Annotated in this window: 12 protein-coding genes and 1 tRNA gene; 8 read left to right on the top strand and 5 right to left on the bottom strand. The window is 68.5% G+C overall.

From position 1 onward, the window contains the following. Window positions 1–41 precede the first annotated feature (41 nt). On the top strand, window positions 42–848 hold the full coding sequence (locus HQK15_RS01130) for a hypothetical protein (protein WP_173489602.1): 807 nt from the start codon (window positions 42–44) through the stop codon (window positions 846–848). 51 nt (window positions 849–899) lie between these two features. Here the strand turns inward: HQK15_RS01130 and HQK15_RS01125 are convergent, their stop codons facing one another. Beyond that, on the bottom strand, window positions 900–1,403 hold the full coding sequence (locus HQK15_RS01125; protein ID WP_173489601.1) for a hypothetical protein: 504 nt from the start codon (window positions 1,401–1,403) through the stop codon (window positions 900–902). A 417-nt stretch (window positions 1,404–1,820) separates the two neighbouring features. Between HQK15_RS01125 and HQK15_RS01120 the strand changes: the two genes are divergently transcribed. Further along, a tRNA-Thr gene (locus HQK15_RS01120) sits at window positions 1,821–1,896 on the top strand. Between the two features lie 54 nt (window positions 1,897–1,950). On the opposite strand, the gene HQK15_RS01115 is transcribed toward HQK15_RS01120, so the two are convergent. Together HQK15_RS01115 and HQK15_RS01110 are read right to left on the bottom strand one after the other, a co-directional pair. Continuing rightward, window positions 1,951–3,153 (bottom strand): IS481 family transposase, encoded by a 1,203-nt coding sequence (locus HQK15_RS01115; RefSeq protein WP_173489600.1) that lies wholly within the window; start codon window positions 3,151–3,153, stop codon window positions 1,951–1,953. A 180-nt stretch (window positions 3,154–3,333) separates the two neighbouring features. Beyond that, window positions 3,334–3,759 (bottom strand): Hsp20/alpha crystallin family protein, encoded by a 426-nt coding sequence (locus HQK15_RS01110; RefSeq protein WP_217361311.1) that lies wholly within the window; start codon window positions 3,757–3,759, stop codon window positions 3,334–3,336. A gap of 234 nt (window positions 3,760–3,993) precedes the next feature. Here HQK15_RS01110 and HQK15_RS01105 point away from each other — a divergent pair, with 234 nt between their 5' ends. The 3 genes from HQK15_RS01105 to HQK15_RS01095 all read left to right on the top strand — a co-directional run bounded on the left by HQK15_RS01105 (window position 3,994) and on the right by HQK15_RS01095 (window position 5,655). Beyond that, window positions 3,994–4,419: an ATP-binding protein gene (locus HQK15_RS01105; protein ID WP_173489599.1), complete on the top strand. Its 426-nt coding sequence runs from the start codon at window positions 3,994–3,996 to the stop codon at window positions 4,417–4,419. 104 nt (window positions 4,420–4,523) lie between these two features. Next, window positions 4,524–5,228 (top strand): VOC family protein, encoded by a 705-nt coding sequence (locus tag HQK15_RS01100; RefSeq protein ID WP_173489598.1) that lies wholly within the window; start codon window positions 4,524–4,526, stop codon window positions 5,226–5,228. Window positions 5,229–5,283: 55 nt separating this feature from the next. Next, window positions 5,284–5,655 carry a hypothetical protein gene (locus HQK15_RS01095; RefSeq protein WP_173489597.1) on the top strand — a complete coding sequence of 124 codons (372 nt, stop codon included), beginning with the start codon at window positions 5,284–5,286 and terminating at the stop codon, window positions 5,653–5,655. A gap of 15 nt (window positions 5,656–5,670) precedes the next feature. Here HQK15_RS01095 and HQK15_RS01090 read toward each other — a convergent pair whose 3' ends face one another. Then, window positions 5,671–8,964 carry a S8 family serine peptidase gene (locus HQK15_RS01090; protein ID WP_173489596.1) on the bottom strand — a complete coding sequence of 1,098 codons (3,294 nt, stop codon included), beginning with the start codon at window positions 8,962–8,964 and terminating at the stop codon, window positions 5,671–5,673. 179 nt (window positions 8,965–9,143) lie between these two features. On the opposite strand from HQK15_RS01090, the gene HQK15_RS01085 reads away from it, so the two are divergent. Further along, the gene (locus HQK15_RS01085; RefSeq protein WP_173489595.1) at window positions 9,144–11,504 is read left to right on the top strand and encodes an ATP-binding cassette domain-containing protein; all 2,361 of its coding nucleotides are present in this window, start codon (window positions 9,144–9,146) and stop codon (window positions 11,502–11,504) included. Between the two features lie 14 nt (window positions 11,505–11,518). On the opposite strand, the gene fdhD is transcribed toward HQK15_RS01085, so the two are convergent. Further along, a complete protein-coding gene (gene fdhD / locus HQK15_RS01080) occupies window positions 11,519–12,346 on the bottom strand; it encodes a formate dehydrogenase accessory sulfurtransferase FdhD (protein WP_173489594.1) in 828 nt (275 codons plus the stop codon). 76 nt (window positions 12,347–12,422) lie between these two features. Here fdhD and HQK15_RS01075 point away from each other — a divergent pair, with 76 nt between their 5' ends. Both HQK15_RS01075 and HQK15_RS01070 read left to right on the top strand, forming a co-directional pair. Further along, window positions 12,423–13,334, top strand: coding sequence for an NmrA family NAD(P)-binding protein (locus HQK15_RS01075; protein ID WP_173489593.1), 912 nt, complete (start codon window positions 12,423–12,425; stop codon window positions 13,332–13,334). 91 nt (window positions 13,335–13,425) lie between these two features. After that, a complete protein-coding gene (locus HQK15_RS01070) occupies window positions 13,426–14,679 on the top strand; it encodes an HNH endonuclease signature motif containing protein (protein WP_173489592.1) in 1,254 nt (417 codons plus the stop codon). Window positions 14,680–14,701 lie beyond the last annotated feature (22 nt).

Below are 14,701 nucleotides of genomic sequence, written 5' to 3'. Positions count from 1 at the left end.
TCGCAACCGGATCGGTTGGCGGGGTCACGGATACTGGGGCGATGCGCAGGCTTCTGGGGTTGGTCGTGGCAGCACTCGTCGTGTGCGCGGGGTGCACCGGCGGATCGGACGCGAAGGCCGCGCCGACGTCGGCCCCGGACACCGACCTGACGCTGGCGTCGCTCGACCTCGGGTGGCGCACTGAGCTGGAGCCGGGTGACCCGCCAGCTCGTCCCGGCGGGTTCGACGCGGAGACGTACGACCGGATGGTCACGACGCTCAGCGACTGGGCCGAGGTCACGACCCTCGACACCTCCGTGTGGCACGGCGCGGCACCGGTCGACGCTGTCGGGAAGGTGCTCAGCGGCAAGGCCGGCGACGCGCTGCGGCGGCAGACGAAGGACGCGGTGTCCCCGCGGCTCGCGGTCGCCAACGTGTTCGCCGACGACGTCACGGTGATCGGCAAGCCCAAGGTCACGACCGCGTGGCAGGTGTCGCAAGCCGACGACGAGGACGGCAAGCCGTACGTCGTGCTGGAGCTGCAGACCCGCGCTGCGTACGAGGTGCGGCTCGGCGACGACGGCCCGACCCGCGTGATCGGGGTGCTGCGGGTGCACGGCCTCAGCGCCTACGACGACACGACCGACGACTTCGGTGTCAGCGGAGGCTGGCAGGAGTTCGGCGCCGGCGACTGCGCGCTCGCGCTCGACGACCACCTGGTGCCCGATGCCGACCTCGACGAGACGACGTCCGACCTGAGGACGTTCGCTCGCGTGGGCAACGCCGATGACGTCGAGATGCCCGACCTCGACGTCGACGAGCAGGTGGACGCCGACTACCTCAAGCGCTGCCGCGACGGCGCCGTCTGACGCACGAACGGCACCCCGCGGTGCGAGGTGCCGTTCGTGGTGACGGGTCGGTCAGCCCTGCATCGGGTCGACCACCGGCTCATCCGAGTCGTCGTCCGGTGTCGGGATGGCGGTCGCGAGCTCGAACTCGTGCGTGGCCGTCGTGGTGAACGGCGTCGCGACGCCGACCTGCACGATCACGTGCTTCTTGCGCCCGTCGAGCTTGTCGTCCCGCCGGTCGCGGGCCCGCTCGACCGCACGGTCGTAGCGGTCGTCGTCATCGTGCTTGCGCAGCGCCTTGCGGGCAGCCTTGACGGCGTCCTTGTACGCCTTCAGCGCGGCCTTCTTCTCGGCCTTCGTGGCCGGGACGACGACGAGCCTCTTCTTGCCGTGCTGCTTGCCCTGCAGCGCCTCGCCGACGATGTCGACCGTGACGGAGGCGCGGCTGACGTCCGCGGCGGCAAGATAGGTCGGCGGCGACACGAAGCTCTCGCCCAGGTCGATCGCGGTGTCGGTCGGGGTCGTGGTGTCCCACGTGCCCTCGGGCGTCTCGGCCCCCGCCGTCCGCACCGTCACCGTGAGCGTTCCAGTGGTGCCTCTGTCCTTCTTGAGCACCACGAACGTGCAGGCGTCGAGGGTGGCAGGTTGGTCGTCTGGACGATCTTGCCCAGCGACTCGCGTCCCGTCGGACCCTCGATCTTGGTGTGCCCGGCGAGGACGTAGTCCGCACCACAGGCGTTCACGTCGTCTGGATCGTCGCTCCCCGAGGCCTGTGCAGGCCCGCCGACCAGTCCCACCGAGATCATTCCCCCGGCGAGCAGAATTGCTGTTCTCTTCATCGCGTACTCCCATTCGCAGATGTTGGTCTGGCCACGGTAGAGGGCTGAGAGAATGTCTCGTACGAGATTGGGCGCAATTGTTTTTCTGGCCGCTCGGGCCGTTCGGTGGGCAGTCTGGTCGGCCACTACACTCGACACCGGGCCTTGGCCCGTCGCCTCTGTAGCTCAGTCGGTAGAGCGCCTTACTTGTAATAAGGATGTCGCGGGTTCGAATCCTGTCGGAGGCTCCATGTGATGTCTCAAGACATCCCGGACTCCCGGACCCACGACTGGTCCGGGGTTCGTCATTTTCGGGTGGGTCCTTTGGGTGCGCCGGTGGGTTGGTAGTCGCGGTCGGGGTTGATGGTGAGTTCTCGGATGAGCTCGCCGGTGATGGCGTTGATGACTCGGACCTCGAGGTCTTGGGCGAGGATCAGGACGTGGGTTCGGGCGAGGGTTCGTCCGAGGCCGATGTGGTGCATTTTCCCGTTGACTCGCAGGGTGACGCAGCCGGATTCATCGATGCGGTCGTGGCGGACGCGTTCGAGGGTGTCGGCGTCTCGGCTGGCTCCGGGCAGAGCCTTCGGCATGGTGGTGAACAGGGCTGCTGGGGTGGCCAGGTGGGGCAGGGAGCGGTGTGGTCGGCGGTGGTTGTACTCGTCGACGAAGGTGTCGAGCAGGGTCTGTAGCTGGTCGATCGTTGCGGGCTGTTCGGGTTGTCCGCGTAGCCACTTCTTCATGGTCTGCTGATAGCGCTCGACCTTGCCCTGGGTGGTGGGGTGGTTGGCTTTGCCGTTCTTCTGGATGATGTGCAGGCGTCTGAGTTCGGACTCGAATCCGTTGCGTCCGCCTCTGCCACCGGAGAAGCGGGTGGTGAAGACCATGCCGTTGTCGGTCAGTGTTGAGGCTGGGATTCCGTGGGTTTTGATCGCTTGGCGGAACTCAGCGACGACGGTTGGGCCGGTGATTCGGGGGTGGGCGGTGACGCGGATCGCGAACCTGGTGCAGTCATCGAGCCAGGTCAGGATCTCGACGTCAGCACCGGTGCTGCCGTCTTCGTTGGTGAGTCGGTGGTGGGTGAAGTCTGATTGCCAGGTCTCGTTCGGCATCGCCGCGGCGAAGCGGATGTAGGACGACTTCGGCTTCTTCTTCGGCTCCGGTGTCACGAGGCCGGCGCGGGTCAGGTGGCGGGAGATCGTGGCCCGGGAGACGACGACCTGATGGTGCTGCGCCAGGTGCCAGCCGATCGTGTCGGGGCCTGCGTCCAGGCCCGCGGCTGTGAGGGCACGACGGATCTTGAGGATGAGCTCGACGGTGGTCGCGGGCACTGCCCGCGGCACTGTCTTGGGCTGTCTGGACCGGGGTTCGAATGCCGCTTCGCCCTCGTCTCGATATCGGGCGAGGAGCTCATAGAGCCAGGACCGCGAGACGCCGTAGGTCTTGGCGACCTCGGCCACTTTGCGCTTCTCCACGATGACGGCGGTGATGACCAGGCGGGCTTTGCTCACTCACGGAGCATCATCGCCATGTCCGGGATGTCTTGAGACATCTGTCCGGTATGTCCTGAAGCAGCACACTGTCGGAGGCTCCACAGCAAGGACGCCAGCAGTGGAGGACGCGGACCGCGCCGTCTGCGTGAGTCGGCACGGCCCGCGCCCTCGAGGGTGGGCGAGGACGCGACGATCAGGTCACGCGGAGATGGATGCCCGGCCGTCTGCGGTCGAGAGCTGGATCTTGCGCGGCTTGGCCCGCTCGGTCAACGGGATGACGAGCGACAGCACGCCGTTGTCGTAGCTGGCCGAGATGCGCTCGGTGTCCAGGCCCTCGCCCAGCGTGAACTGGCGGACGTAGCTGCCGGCGCGTCGCTCCCGAGCGATCCAGCTGACGCCCTCGTGTGCGGCGGCGGTGCGCTCGGCGCGGATCGTGAGCAGATGTCCGTCGAGGTCGATGTCGATCGAGCCGGGGTCGACGCCGGGCAGGTCCGCGTTGAGCAGGTAGCGGTCGCCGTCCTTGAACAGGTCGACCGGCACGGCGCGGGGACCGGTGCTCATCTGGGTCAGGTTCTGGGCCAGGCGGTCGAGCCCTCCGAAAGGATCGAAAGTCATTGCGTTCATGGCAGTTCTCCTCTCAGTCAGAGTTGAGCCGACATGACTCAACTACGGATAGTTATAGACGTGGATCTCGTGATCGTTCAAGGGCGGCAATTGAAAAAATCCTGAGAACCTGCAGGTGGCCGTGAGGTGCCGCGACTCATGCCCCCGACGCGTACCGCGGGCCCGGATGGCATGAAAGTGGCTGTTCGGGGTAGACCTAGTCATCCGCACCTTCCCCGCACAGAGGCACTCACGATGACTTCGCGCCACGACCGGCAGCAACGTGACGACGACCCCTGCACGGCGCTGCACCTGCCGTTCGAGCCGGCCAGTGCACGAGTGGCCCGCAAGCAGCTGGTGGCCGAGCTCAGGATGCTGGGGATGCGCGACACCTTCGTGCACGACGCCGAGCTGGTGCTGGGCGAGCTGGCTGCCAACGGCCTCGAGCACGGCAGGCCGAACGCCGACGGGCTCATCGACATCTCGTGGTGCATCGACGACGGCGTGGTGCGCATCAGCGTGTGCGACGGCGGGCCGCCCTCGACGTTGCGCAAGGTCTCGTTCAGCGACGACGGCGCGCGGGGGCGTGGCCTGGCGATCGTCGAGCACATCTGCGACGCGTGGACCGTGGAGCACCACGACGGGCTGAGGGTCACCGCCGAGCTGCAGTATCGAGACTGAGTGCCCTGCCCGTCAGGGGCCGCTTTTGCAGCATCCGCAGGGGCGCCCTAGCGTGGAAGCGACGGGCCCGCAGCCGGTGGGCATCTGATCAGGGGGCAGAACTCATGACGGCACACCTGCACGCAATGTCGTTCGGCGCGAACGAACCGCACGAGCTGGCGCACTTCTGGGCGGGTGTCCTGCGCCGGGAGCTGGGTGAGGACGGGGTGACCGTGCTGCCGGGCGAGGCCACCGACTTCCCGGTCCGGTTCGTCGAGCAGCCGGGCGACAAGACCGGACCCAACCAGATGCACTTCGACCTCACGAGCAACTGGCCCGGCGACCAGAAGGTGACCGTGGCGCGCGTCCTGGAGCTCGGCGGACGCCACCTCGACATCGGGCAGGGACCGGACGACACCCATGTCGTGATGGCCGACCCCGAGGGCAACGAGCTCTGCGTCATCGCGGCCGGCAACAACTTCCTGGCCGACACGGCGTTCATCGGCGCGCTGTCGAGCGACGGCACGCAGGCAGTGGGCTACTTCTGGAGCAAGGCGCTCGGCTGGCCGCTGGTCTGGGACCAGGACGAGGAGACGGCGATCCAGTCGCTGCAGGGTGGCTCGAAGATCTCCTGGGGCGGGCCGCCGGTCAACTCCAAGACGGGTCGCAACCGGCTGCAGCTCGACCTGGTGCCTGCGGCCGGCAGCGGGCAGGGCGCCGAGGTCGACCGGCTGGTCGCGCTCGGCGCGACCAGAGTCACCACCCGCAAGGACGGTGCCGTCGACATGCTCGATCCCGACGGCAACGAGTTTGCCGTGGTGCCGCAGTAGCGACTCAGTTGCCTCATCGGGCGTCGTCCGTGGACGGCTGGGGCACGATGGAGCGATGACGATGCGCGTGATGCTGGCGGTGACGGCGCTCCTGCTCGCCGCGGGATGCGGAGCCGGCTCCGACGAGCCGGAGGATCCGACGCCGCAGACGACGTCCGCGAGCACGACGACGCCTGACGAGCCGGCCCCCACGACTCCGACAGCCCAGGGTGTCGTCCTGACGGGAGTGGTCGGTGCAACCGACGAGAGCGGCTGCCTGACGCTCACGACCACCACGGGCACCCGCACGACGTGGCTGCTGGTCGGGTCGACGGCGGGTGTCGTCGCGGGCGACCGGGTCACCGTACGCGGAAGCCCGGCCCCCGACCTCGCCACGCGGTGCCAGCAGGGGACACCGTTCGTGGTCGAGGCCGTGGAGCCGGGCTGACCGTTCGACGCGCGACTACTCGGCGGTCACACCGCCGACCGTGACGGACCCGGTGCCGAGCACGGCACCCTCGCCCGACAGGACGCGCAGCTCGCCGAAGAGCCGGCGTCCCTCCTCAGGCGCGGTCTCGGCCGTGAGCGCTCCGGTGATCTTCACCGTCGCGCCGCGAGCCAGCTCGACCTCCGTGCCGGCGACGTCGAGCGTGCCGAGGCCGCCGGAGTAGAACACGTCGAGGTAGTCGTACTCGGTGCTGCCGGCCGGGACCGAGTAGCCGTCGACGACGACCGAGTAGGTGCCGGCCGCCGGAGCATCCAGCGTCACCGACTCCTCGGAGTCACCGTCGGCCGACTGCCCGGCCACGGCACCCTCGGCGTCGTAGATCGTCAGGTCGAGGTCTGCCGAGGCGTCCGCCGTCCTGCCGATCGTGGCGGTGAACGTCGACGCACCTTCGGGCACCTCGACCTCGAACTCCTGGCTGTCGCCGTCACCGATCGTCTTGCGCTCCGACAGCGCGCTGCCGAGGTCGCCGCCGGTCGGCTTGATGGTGACCGGACCGAAGTCGTTCTTGACGTCCCACTCCAGGGGGGTGGCGGCGCCCGTGGTGACCGACTCGAGCGTCTGCGACGCCGGATCGACCGTTACGCCCTGGATCGCGGCCTTGAGGGTGTAGGGGTTCTTGAGGAACGGCGACGTGCGCCGTGACTCGGTGACGATCTCCCACACGCCCGGGATCGGGTCGGCGTAGCTGCGCGAGGTCGGCTTGCACACCGACGGGTCGCTGTAGTTGGTGTAGCAGGCCGTCGTCGCCGTCGGGTCGACCGGTACGCCGTAGGGGTTGATCGCGATGAACCGGGTCTGGCTCTTGGTCGCGATGCCCGTCAGGTTGACCTGCAGCGCCTTGGTGCCCTCGGGCACCGTGACGAACCGTGACGACGCCAGGTTGCGCTGCGCCTCGCCGGTGCTGGTCTGCGAGAAGCTCGGCTCGGTGAACGCCGTCGACTGGACGACGGTCAGCATGACCCGGTGGTCGACGACGGGGCTCGCCGGATCGTCGATCTCGAGGATCGCCGAGTGCAGCCCGGCTGTCTTGGCCTTGGCCGTGACGTTGATCGTCTTGGTGCTGCCGCGGGTGAACGAGATGGACTTGGCGACCGAGAACGTGCCGTCGTTGCCGACGATGCGCAGGTTGTGCCGGATCGATCCCGTCTTGCCGGACGTGCGGGTGACCTTGAGCTTGTAGGCTTTGGCGGTGTTGAGCTTCTGACCTCCGGCGCCGGCGGGGCACCGGTTGTAGATGCCGGATCCCTGCTGCGGCGTCGCGAGCAGGCCCGACAGCGGCGAGCAGACGGGCGCGGTGACCTTGAACGTCCGACCGTTGCCGGCCTTGTTGAGCAGGCTCCATGCACCCGGGACGTCCATCTGGCCCGTGCCCTGGGCGATCGACTGCACCGACGGGATGCGGTCGGCCGAGGAGTAGAGAGCGTCCCTCAGCTTGCGCGGCGTGACAGGCAGGTCGCTCGCCGACGATGCCGACAGCAGCAGCGCTGCTCCGCCGGCCGCCTGCGGCGATGCCATCGACGTGCCGTTGAACATCGCGTAGCCGACGGGCAGCGTGTAGCCGGCCTCGGCGAGGTCGGGCTGCTTGAGCCAGCGCGGGACGGTCGAGACCGCCGAGCCGGGAGCGGAGATGTTGGGCTTGAAGCCGCCGCTCTCGGTCGGGCCACGCGAGGAGAACGTGTGCAGGTTGATCGCCGACGACACGACCGAGCCGTAGTTGGACAGCCAGGTCTCCTTGGTGATCGACGAGGCCACGCTCACGACGTCGGTGGCGACCGACGGGTCGCCGATCGTGTTGACGCCGGCGCCGCTGTTGCCGCCGGAGATGAACAGCTGCACGCCGTAGTCGGCGATGAGACGGTCGTAGATGCGGGCGCGGGCGTTGTTGGCGTCGTTGAGGGCCGGGAGGCCGCCGATCGACATGTTGACGACGTCGACACCGCGGTTGGTGACGAGGTCGACCATGCCGTCGAGCAGGGCCGCGTTGGTGCAACCGCCGCCCCACGTGCACGCACGTGACGAGACGATCTGCGCGCCGGGCGCCTGGCCGTCCATCGCGCCGCCGAACATCGAGTTGGCGGCGGTGATGCCGGCGACGTGAGAGCCGTGGGCGTCCTCGACGAGGCCGATGTTGACGAAGTCGGCGTCGCCGGGCAGGCCGTACGGCGCCAGGCTCACGTCCTCGCGGTACTCCACGACGAACGGGCTGGACTCGACGATGTCGGTGCCCGGGTCGTCGGTGCCGAAGTGGCCGACGTCGAAGCGCTCCGCGTAGGGAGCGATCTTCTCGGCGTCGGTGAAGGTCTTGTCCTGGTCGGCGTCGACCCAGATGTCGTTCGTCTCGGCGTCGTAGAGCACGCCGAACTGGTCGGTCGTGTCGCCGTCACGGTTGACGTCGCCGCCCGGCTCGCTCGCCGCGGTGATGTTCTCGGAGAAGCGGCTGACGGTGAACGTGCCCTCGACCGGAGCGGTCCAGGTGGCCTCGGCGTAGGTGAACGTCGGGGCCGCGTCGACCTCGGTGATCATGGCGCGCCAGGTCGCGTCGCTGTCGAGGACCGGGTCGGTCGCGGTGACCCAGTCGACGATCTTGCGCTCTCCGGTCGTGGTCTCCTGCAGGGCCGGGTGGTCGAGGTCGACGCCGGAGTCGATCACGCCGATCGTGACGCCGCGGCCGTCCCACTTCGGGTGGGCCTTCTTGAACGCGACGGAGCCGATGTCGCGGGTCGGCATGTAGGGGTTGCTGTCGGGTGTCTTCGCACCAGGCGCGGCGACGGCTGCGGCCGCGGCGCCGGACTTCGTGGCGGGCGGCGGGTCGACCTTGACGCTCTCGTCGAGGTCGACAGCGGTGACGGCGCTGAGCTTGGAGACCTTGTCGACCGAGCCGGTGGGCACGCTGGCGCGGACGTAGCCGACCTTGTCGTTGACCATGCCGACCCAGGCGCCGGCGGACTCCAGCGACGCGACGACGGGCTGGGTCGCCTTGCGGTCGGTCGCGAGCATCACGGTGACGCGCTTGGTGCCCTTGCTCTCGGCCTTGGCGAGGAGCTCGCGGTCGTGCTGGCCGAGCTTGTCGCCTGAGCGGACCTCCTTGGCGGGCTCGGTCTGGGCGTCGGCTGCAGGTGCCTTCTGGACCTTGGCCTTCGGGTCGTCGGTGGTGGCCGCCGATCCCGGTGTGATCGATGCGGCCAGGAAGGCGCCGATGATGCCGACGGTGGCGCCGGCCCTTCGACGCGTGACGCGTGGATGTGACATGAAGGACGTCCTCTTCTCAACTCGGGTGATGGCCCGACTTCCCCCCGGGGAAGTGACTCGGTGGACGTCAGTCTCGCCGACGCCCCGGACACACGCCATACGGAAAAGGTTGCGATGTGGTGTCGCGGGGATCGTCAGACGAAGACATCCTGTCGGCGACACTCCCTAGAGTGACGCCCATGGACACCGCACACCATGCCGCCGACCGCCACGACCTGATCCGGGTCGTCGGCGCTCGGGAGAACAACCTCAAGGACGTCAGCGTCGTCCTGCCCAAGCGTCGGCTGACCGTCTTCACCGGCGTGTCCGGATCAGGCAAGAGCTCGCTCGTCTTCGCCACGATCGCCGCGGAGTCGCAGCGGATGATCAACGAGACCTACAGCGCTTTCGTGCAGGGCTTCATGCCGACGATGGCGCGGCCCGATGTCGACGTGCTGGACGGCCTGACCACCGCGATCATCGTCGACCAGGAGCGGATGGGGTCCGACCCCCGCTCGACGGTGGGCACCGCGACCGACGTCAACGCGATGCTGCGCCGCCTGTTCAGCCGCCTCGGTGAGCCGCACATCGGCGGCCCGCAGGCCTACTCGTTCAACGTCGCCTCGGTCTCGGGTGCCGGCGCCGTCACGTTCGAGAAGGGTGGTCGCGAGACCAAGGAGCGGCGCAGCTTCAGCATCACCGGCGGCATGTGCCCGCGGTGCGAGGGCCGCGGAGCGGTCAACGACTTCGACCTCACCGCGCTCTACGACGACTCCAAGACGATCAACGAGGGCGCGCTGACGATCCCCGGCTGGAGCATGGACGGCTGGCAGGGCCGCATCCTGCGCGGGGTCGGGCTGTTCGACTGCGACAAGCCGATCCGCGACTTCACGGCCAAGGAGCTCGACGCCCTGCTGCACTCCGAGGCGACCAAGATCAAGGTCGAGGGCATCAACCTCACGTTTCTCGGCGTCATCCCGCAGATCCAGAAGTCGTTCCTGGCCAAGGACGTCGAGGCGATGCAGCCGCACATCCGGGCGTTCGTCGAGCGCGCCATCACGTTCACCACCTGCCCGGAGTGTGACGGCACGCGGCTCAGTGCGGAGGCCCGCTCGTCCACGATCGAGGGCCGGAGCATCGCCGACCTGTGCTCGATGCAGATCAGCGACCTCGCTGCGTGGGTCAAGCAGCTCGACGACGCCTCGGTGGCGCCGCTGCTGACTGCGCTGTCCGAGACGCTCGACTCGTTCGTCGAGATCGGTCTGGGCTACCTGTCGCTCGAGCGCCCGTCGGGGACGCTGTCCGGCGGCGAGGCCCAGCGCACCAAGATGATCCGTCACCTGGGATCGGCGCTGACCGACATCACGTACGTCTTCGACGAGCCCACGATCGGGCTGCACCCGCACGACATCCAGCGCATGAACGAGCTGCTGCTGCAGCTGCGCGACAAGGGCAACACGGTGCTGGTCGTCGAGCACAAGCCCGAGGCGATCGCGATCGCCGACCATGTCGTCGACCTGGGGCCCGGGGCGGGCACGGCCGGCGGCGAGATCGTGTTCGAGGGCACGGTCGAGCAGCTGCGGGCCTGCGACACCCTCACCGGCCGGCACCTCGACGACCGGGCCTCGCTCAAGGAGGCGGTGCGCACCTCGACGGAGGCGATGGAGATCCGCGGTGCCTCGACCAACAACCTGCGCGACGTCGACGTCGACGTGCCGCTGGGGGTGCTGACGGTCGTCACCGGGGTGGCGGGGTCGGGCAAGAGCTCGCTGATCCACGGATCGGTCGCAGGCCGCGAGGGCGTGGTGTCGATCGACCAGGGCGCGATCAAGGGATCGCGGCGCAGCAACCCCGCGACCTACACAGGGATGCTCGAGCCGATCCGCAAGGCGTTCGCCAAGGCCAACGGGGTCAAGCCCGCCCTGTTCAGCGCCAACTCCGAGGGTGCCTGCCTGACCTGCAAGGGTGCCGGCGTCATCTACTCCGACCTCGGCCTGATGGCCGGCGTGCCGACCCAGTGCGAGGACTGCGAGGGCCGCCGGTTCCAGGCCGCGGTGCTGGAGTACACCTTCGGGGGCAAGAACATCGGCGAGGTGCTCGCGATGCCGGTCGCCGAGGCGGCCGTGTTCTTCGGCTCCGACGCGGCCAAGGTCCCCGCAGCGCACAAGATCCTGCTGCGCCTCGACGACGTCGGTCTCGGGTACGTCAGCCTCGGTCAGCCGCTGACGACCCTGTCGGGCGGCGAGCGGCAGCGGCTCAAGCTCGCCACTCACCTGGGCACCGACGGCGGGGTCTACGTGCTCGACGAGCCGACGACGGGCTTGCACCTCGCCGACGTCGAGAACCTGCTCGGCCTGCTCGACCGGCTCGTCGACTCCGGCAAGTCGGTCATCGTCATCGAGCACCACCAGGCCGTGATGGCGCACGCCGACTGGATCATCGACATCGGCCCCGGCGCCGGTCACGAGGGCGGTGCGGTCGTGTTCGAGGGCACCCCGGCCGACCTGGTGGCAGCGCGCTCGACGCTGACGGGTCAGCACCTCGCCGACTACGTGAGCTGACCGCCCACTTCCGGTCAGGTGATGCGGTGGGCGCCGGCGTACGCGTTGAAGGCGCCGCCCCGGCTGAACCCGACCAGGGTCATGCCGGCCGCCTCGGCGTGCTCGACCGCCAACGATGACGGCGCCGACACCGCGGCGAGCACCGGGATGCCAGCCATGTGGGCCTTCTGGACGAGCTCGAACGAGGCGCGTCCGGAGACCTGCAGGGTCGTGCCCCGCAGCGGCAGGTGCCCCTCGCGCAGCGCCCATCCGACGACCTTGTCGACGGCGTTGTGCCGACCGACGTCCTCGCGCAGGCACAGCAGATCGCCGGCAGCGTCGAACAGGCCGGCAGCGTGCACGCCGCCGGTGCGGTCGAAGACCTTCTGGTGGTTGCGGAGCCGGTCGGGCAGCGACCCGATCAGCTCGGCCGACCAGGTGCGGTCGTCGTCGGCGTGACCGAAGTGGGTGGCCTTCTCGACCGCCTCGATCGAGGCGGTGCCGCAGATGCCGCACGAGCTCGACGTGTAGACGTGCCGCTCGAGCGACAGGTCCGGTGGAGCGGTGTCGGCGCTCAGCTGTGCGTCGACGACGTTGAACGTCTGCAGCCCCTGGTCGTCGGTGCCGGCACAGAAGCGCAGCGACACCAGCTGCTCGGCCGACCACACGACGCCCTCGGAGACGAGGAACCCGGCGACCAGGTCGAAGTCGTCGCCGGGGGAGCGCATCGTCACCGAGAACGAGCGCCCGTCGACCCGGATCTCGAGCGGCTCCTCGACGGCGAGGGTGTCCTCGCGCTGCACCGTCGTCGCCGCGGGGTCGAACCGGGTGACGCGGGTGCGACGAGTGAGTCGGCCGGCCATGTCCTGAACTCTACGTCGCGGCCGCACGAGCGCCCGTCGGGAGGCGAGACAGCCGGGCTCGTGTCATCGTCGATGAATGGCTTCCCCCACCCGCACGGCGCTCGTCACGGGTGCGACCGGCTACATCGGCTCCCACCTCACGACGCGGCTCCTGGCCGACGGCTGGGCGGTGCGCGTCATCACCCGTGACGCGTCGGGCCTGGCCGACCAGCCCTGGCGCGGCGACGTCGAGGTGATCGAGGGAGACGCCCGCAGCCAGCGGGTCCTGGCCCGTGCGACCGAGGGTGTCGACGTCGCCTGGTTCCTGATCCACTCGATGACGGGCACGTACGACTACGCCGACCGCGACCTCGAGATCGCCGAGCGTTTCGGACGGGCGTGCAGCGAGGCCGGCGTCTCGCGCATCGTCTACCTCGGCGGTCTCGCGCCCGACGAGGACCTCTCGCCGCACCTCGCCTCGCGCCGTGACGTCGGTCTGGCGCTGATCAGCTCCGGAGTCCCGACCGCGGTGCTCCAGGCGGGCATCGTGGTGGGTCGCGGCTCGGTGTCGTACGAGATGCTTCGGTTGTCGGCCGAACGGCTCCCGGTCGTCGTGGCGCCGGACTGGCTGAACCACCAGGTGCAGCCCATCGCGATCGACGATGCGCTGCACTACCTCGCCGCCAGTGCTGATCTGCCGGCCGAGGTCAGCCGTGCCTTCGACATCGGTGGCCCAGACGCACTGGCCTATCGCGACCTCATCCAGGTCTATGCCGAGGTCGCCGGACTGCGGCGGCGGGCGATCCTCACGGTGCCGATCCTGATGCCGCGGACGGCGGCCCTGTGGGCGGGCATCCTCGCCCCGGTGCCGACCAGCCTCGCCAGCTCGCTGATCGAGAGCCTGCAGGTCGACATGGTGGTGCGGGAGCGCGACATCGAGGCGTACGTCGCCGAGCCCGCAGGTGGGTTGACGTCGTTCCGCGACGCTGTGGTGGCCGCTCGCGGCTGAGGTGCAGAATCGCACACTTTCTGCTGCATTTGCAGCAAATTCATGCCGCCAAAGTCTTGTGATCGAACATCTGTTCGAGTAGTGTTAAGTCATGAATCCGCAGCCGACGATCGAGGCGATGCGCACTGCTGCGCTCGCACTCTCGTCGGGGGATGTGCGGGAGAAGCTTCACGCCCTTCAAGAGGTCCAGGACGCTGTTGACGCGGCGAAGTCCATGTTGCTGGCCGAGCTGCAGGGTTCGAAGGAGTTCGAGCTCGATGGTGCGTCGACCCTGAATGCGTGGGTCCGTAACCAGCTGCGGTTGAAGCCGGGTCAGGCGTCGATCCTCGTTCGGAACGTTCAGGTGTTGGGTGACTTGTCGTTGGTGGCTGAAGCTGCTCTGGCCGGCAAGATCAGCGCGGCTCATGTGGCGGTGTTCGCCTACGGGCTGCGGCACATCGGGTTGGAGTCGATGCGCGAGTTCGAGGCCGAGTTCGTCGACGTCGCGTTGGCTCGTGCGCCGGGTGACTTGTTTGAGGCGGTCAAGCATCTGCAGGACGTGCTGCATCCCGAGGACCTGGATGAGAAGTACTTGGACGGGATGGAGAAGGAGGACTTCTCCATCGACGCCCTGCCGGACGGGTTTCATGTGACCGGTTTCTTGAACACCGTCACCGGGTCGAAGCTGAAGAAGGCGATCGACGCGTTGTCGGCTCCGAAGGACGCTGACGACAAGCGCACTGGTGCTGAGCGGCGGGTCCAGGCTGTCGACGATCTCGCCTCTGCGTTCCTCGGTTCGGGTCTTCCGGCCGACAAGGGCGTGAAGCCCCACATGTCGGTGTTCGTGGACGCTGAGACGCTGGCTGCTGCTGCGGCCCATGTGGAGCAGACCACGAAGAAGCCTTATCTGAACCCTCCGGCCATGCCGGCGACGGAGCCCGCTGTGCTGGCCGGTCATGGTGCGATTGGGCCGCAGCTGTTGATGATGCTGACCTGCATGGCTGCGGTGACGCCGATCGTGATGAAGGACGGCCAGGCCGTCCAGTCGCAGATCCTGAACGTCGGCACGGCGATGTACTCGCCCAACCTGCGGCAGCGCAAGGGTGTGATCGCTCGGCAGATGGGCGAGTGCGCGGCCCCCGGGTGCAAGCAGACCCATCTGGAGATTCATCATTCGATCTGGTGGTCACTCGGTGGCCCGACCGACATCGACCTGCTCGTCGGTCTCTGCACCCGCTGCCATCACTTAGTGCATCGCAACCTGCTGCAGATCAGTGGGGACGCCGTGTCCGGGTTCGTGTTCACGACCCGCGACGGACGGCGACTGCGCCGCCGACGACGAACCGGCTACCGCCGAGCCGCCTGACCAGCCACCCGTCCCCCTGGTC

This window comes from Aeromicrobium stalagmiti, from assembly GCF_013283745.1.
Classification (GTDB): Bacteria; Actinomycetota; Actinomycetes; order Propionibacteriales; family Nocardioidaceae; genus Aeromicrobium; species Aeromicrobium stalagmiti.
The sequence above is the reverse complement of the archived record's forward strand: the minus strand, read 5'-3'. Positions and strand labels throughout refer to the sequence as shown.

Bases quoted from the DNA above. Each gene is read 5' to 3' on its own strand.
- HQK15_RS01130 (WP_173489602.1), top strand. From the start codon at position 42: ATGCGCAGGCTTCTGGGGTTGGTCGTGGCAGCACTCGTCGTGTGCGCG.
- HQK15_RS01110 (WP_217361311.1), bottom strand. From the start codon at position 3,759: ATGAACGCAATGACTTTCGATCCTTTCGGAGGGCTCGACCGCCTGGCC.
- HQK15_RS01105 (WP_173489599.1), top strand. From the start codon at position 3,994: ATGACTTCGCGCCACGACCGGCAGCAACGTGACGACGACCCCTGCACG.
- HQK15_RS01100 (WP_173489598.1), top strand. From the start codon at position 4,524: ATGACGGCACACCTGCACGCAATGTCGTTCGGCGCGAACGAACCGCAC.
- HQK15_RS01095 (WP_173489597.1), top strand. From the start codon at position 5,284: ATGACGATGCGCGTGATGCTGGCGGTGACGGCGCTCCTGCTCGCCGCG.
- HQK15_RS01090 (WP_173489596.1), bottom strand. From the start codon at position 8,964: ATGTCACATCCACGCGTCACGCGTCGAAGGGCCGGCGCCACCGTCGGC.
- HQK15_RS01085 (WP_173489595.1), top strand. From the start codon at position 9,144: ATGGACACCGCACACCATGCCGCCGACCGCCACGACCTGATCCGGGTC.
- fdhD (WP_173489594.1), bottom strand. From the start codon at position 12,346: ATGGCCGGCCGACTCACTCGTCGCACCCGCGTCACCCGGTTCGACCCC.
- HQK15_RS01075 (WP_173489593.1), top strand. From the start codon at position 12,423: ATGGCTTCCCCCACCCGCACGGCGCTCGTCACGGGTGCGACCGGCTAC.
- HQK15_RS01070 (WP_173489592.1), top strand. From the start codon at position 13,426: ATGAATCCGCAGCCGACGATCGAGGCGATGCGCACTGCTGCGCTCGCA.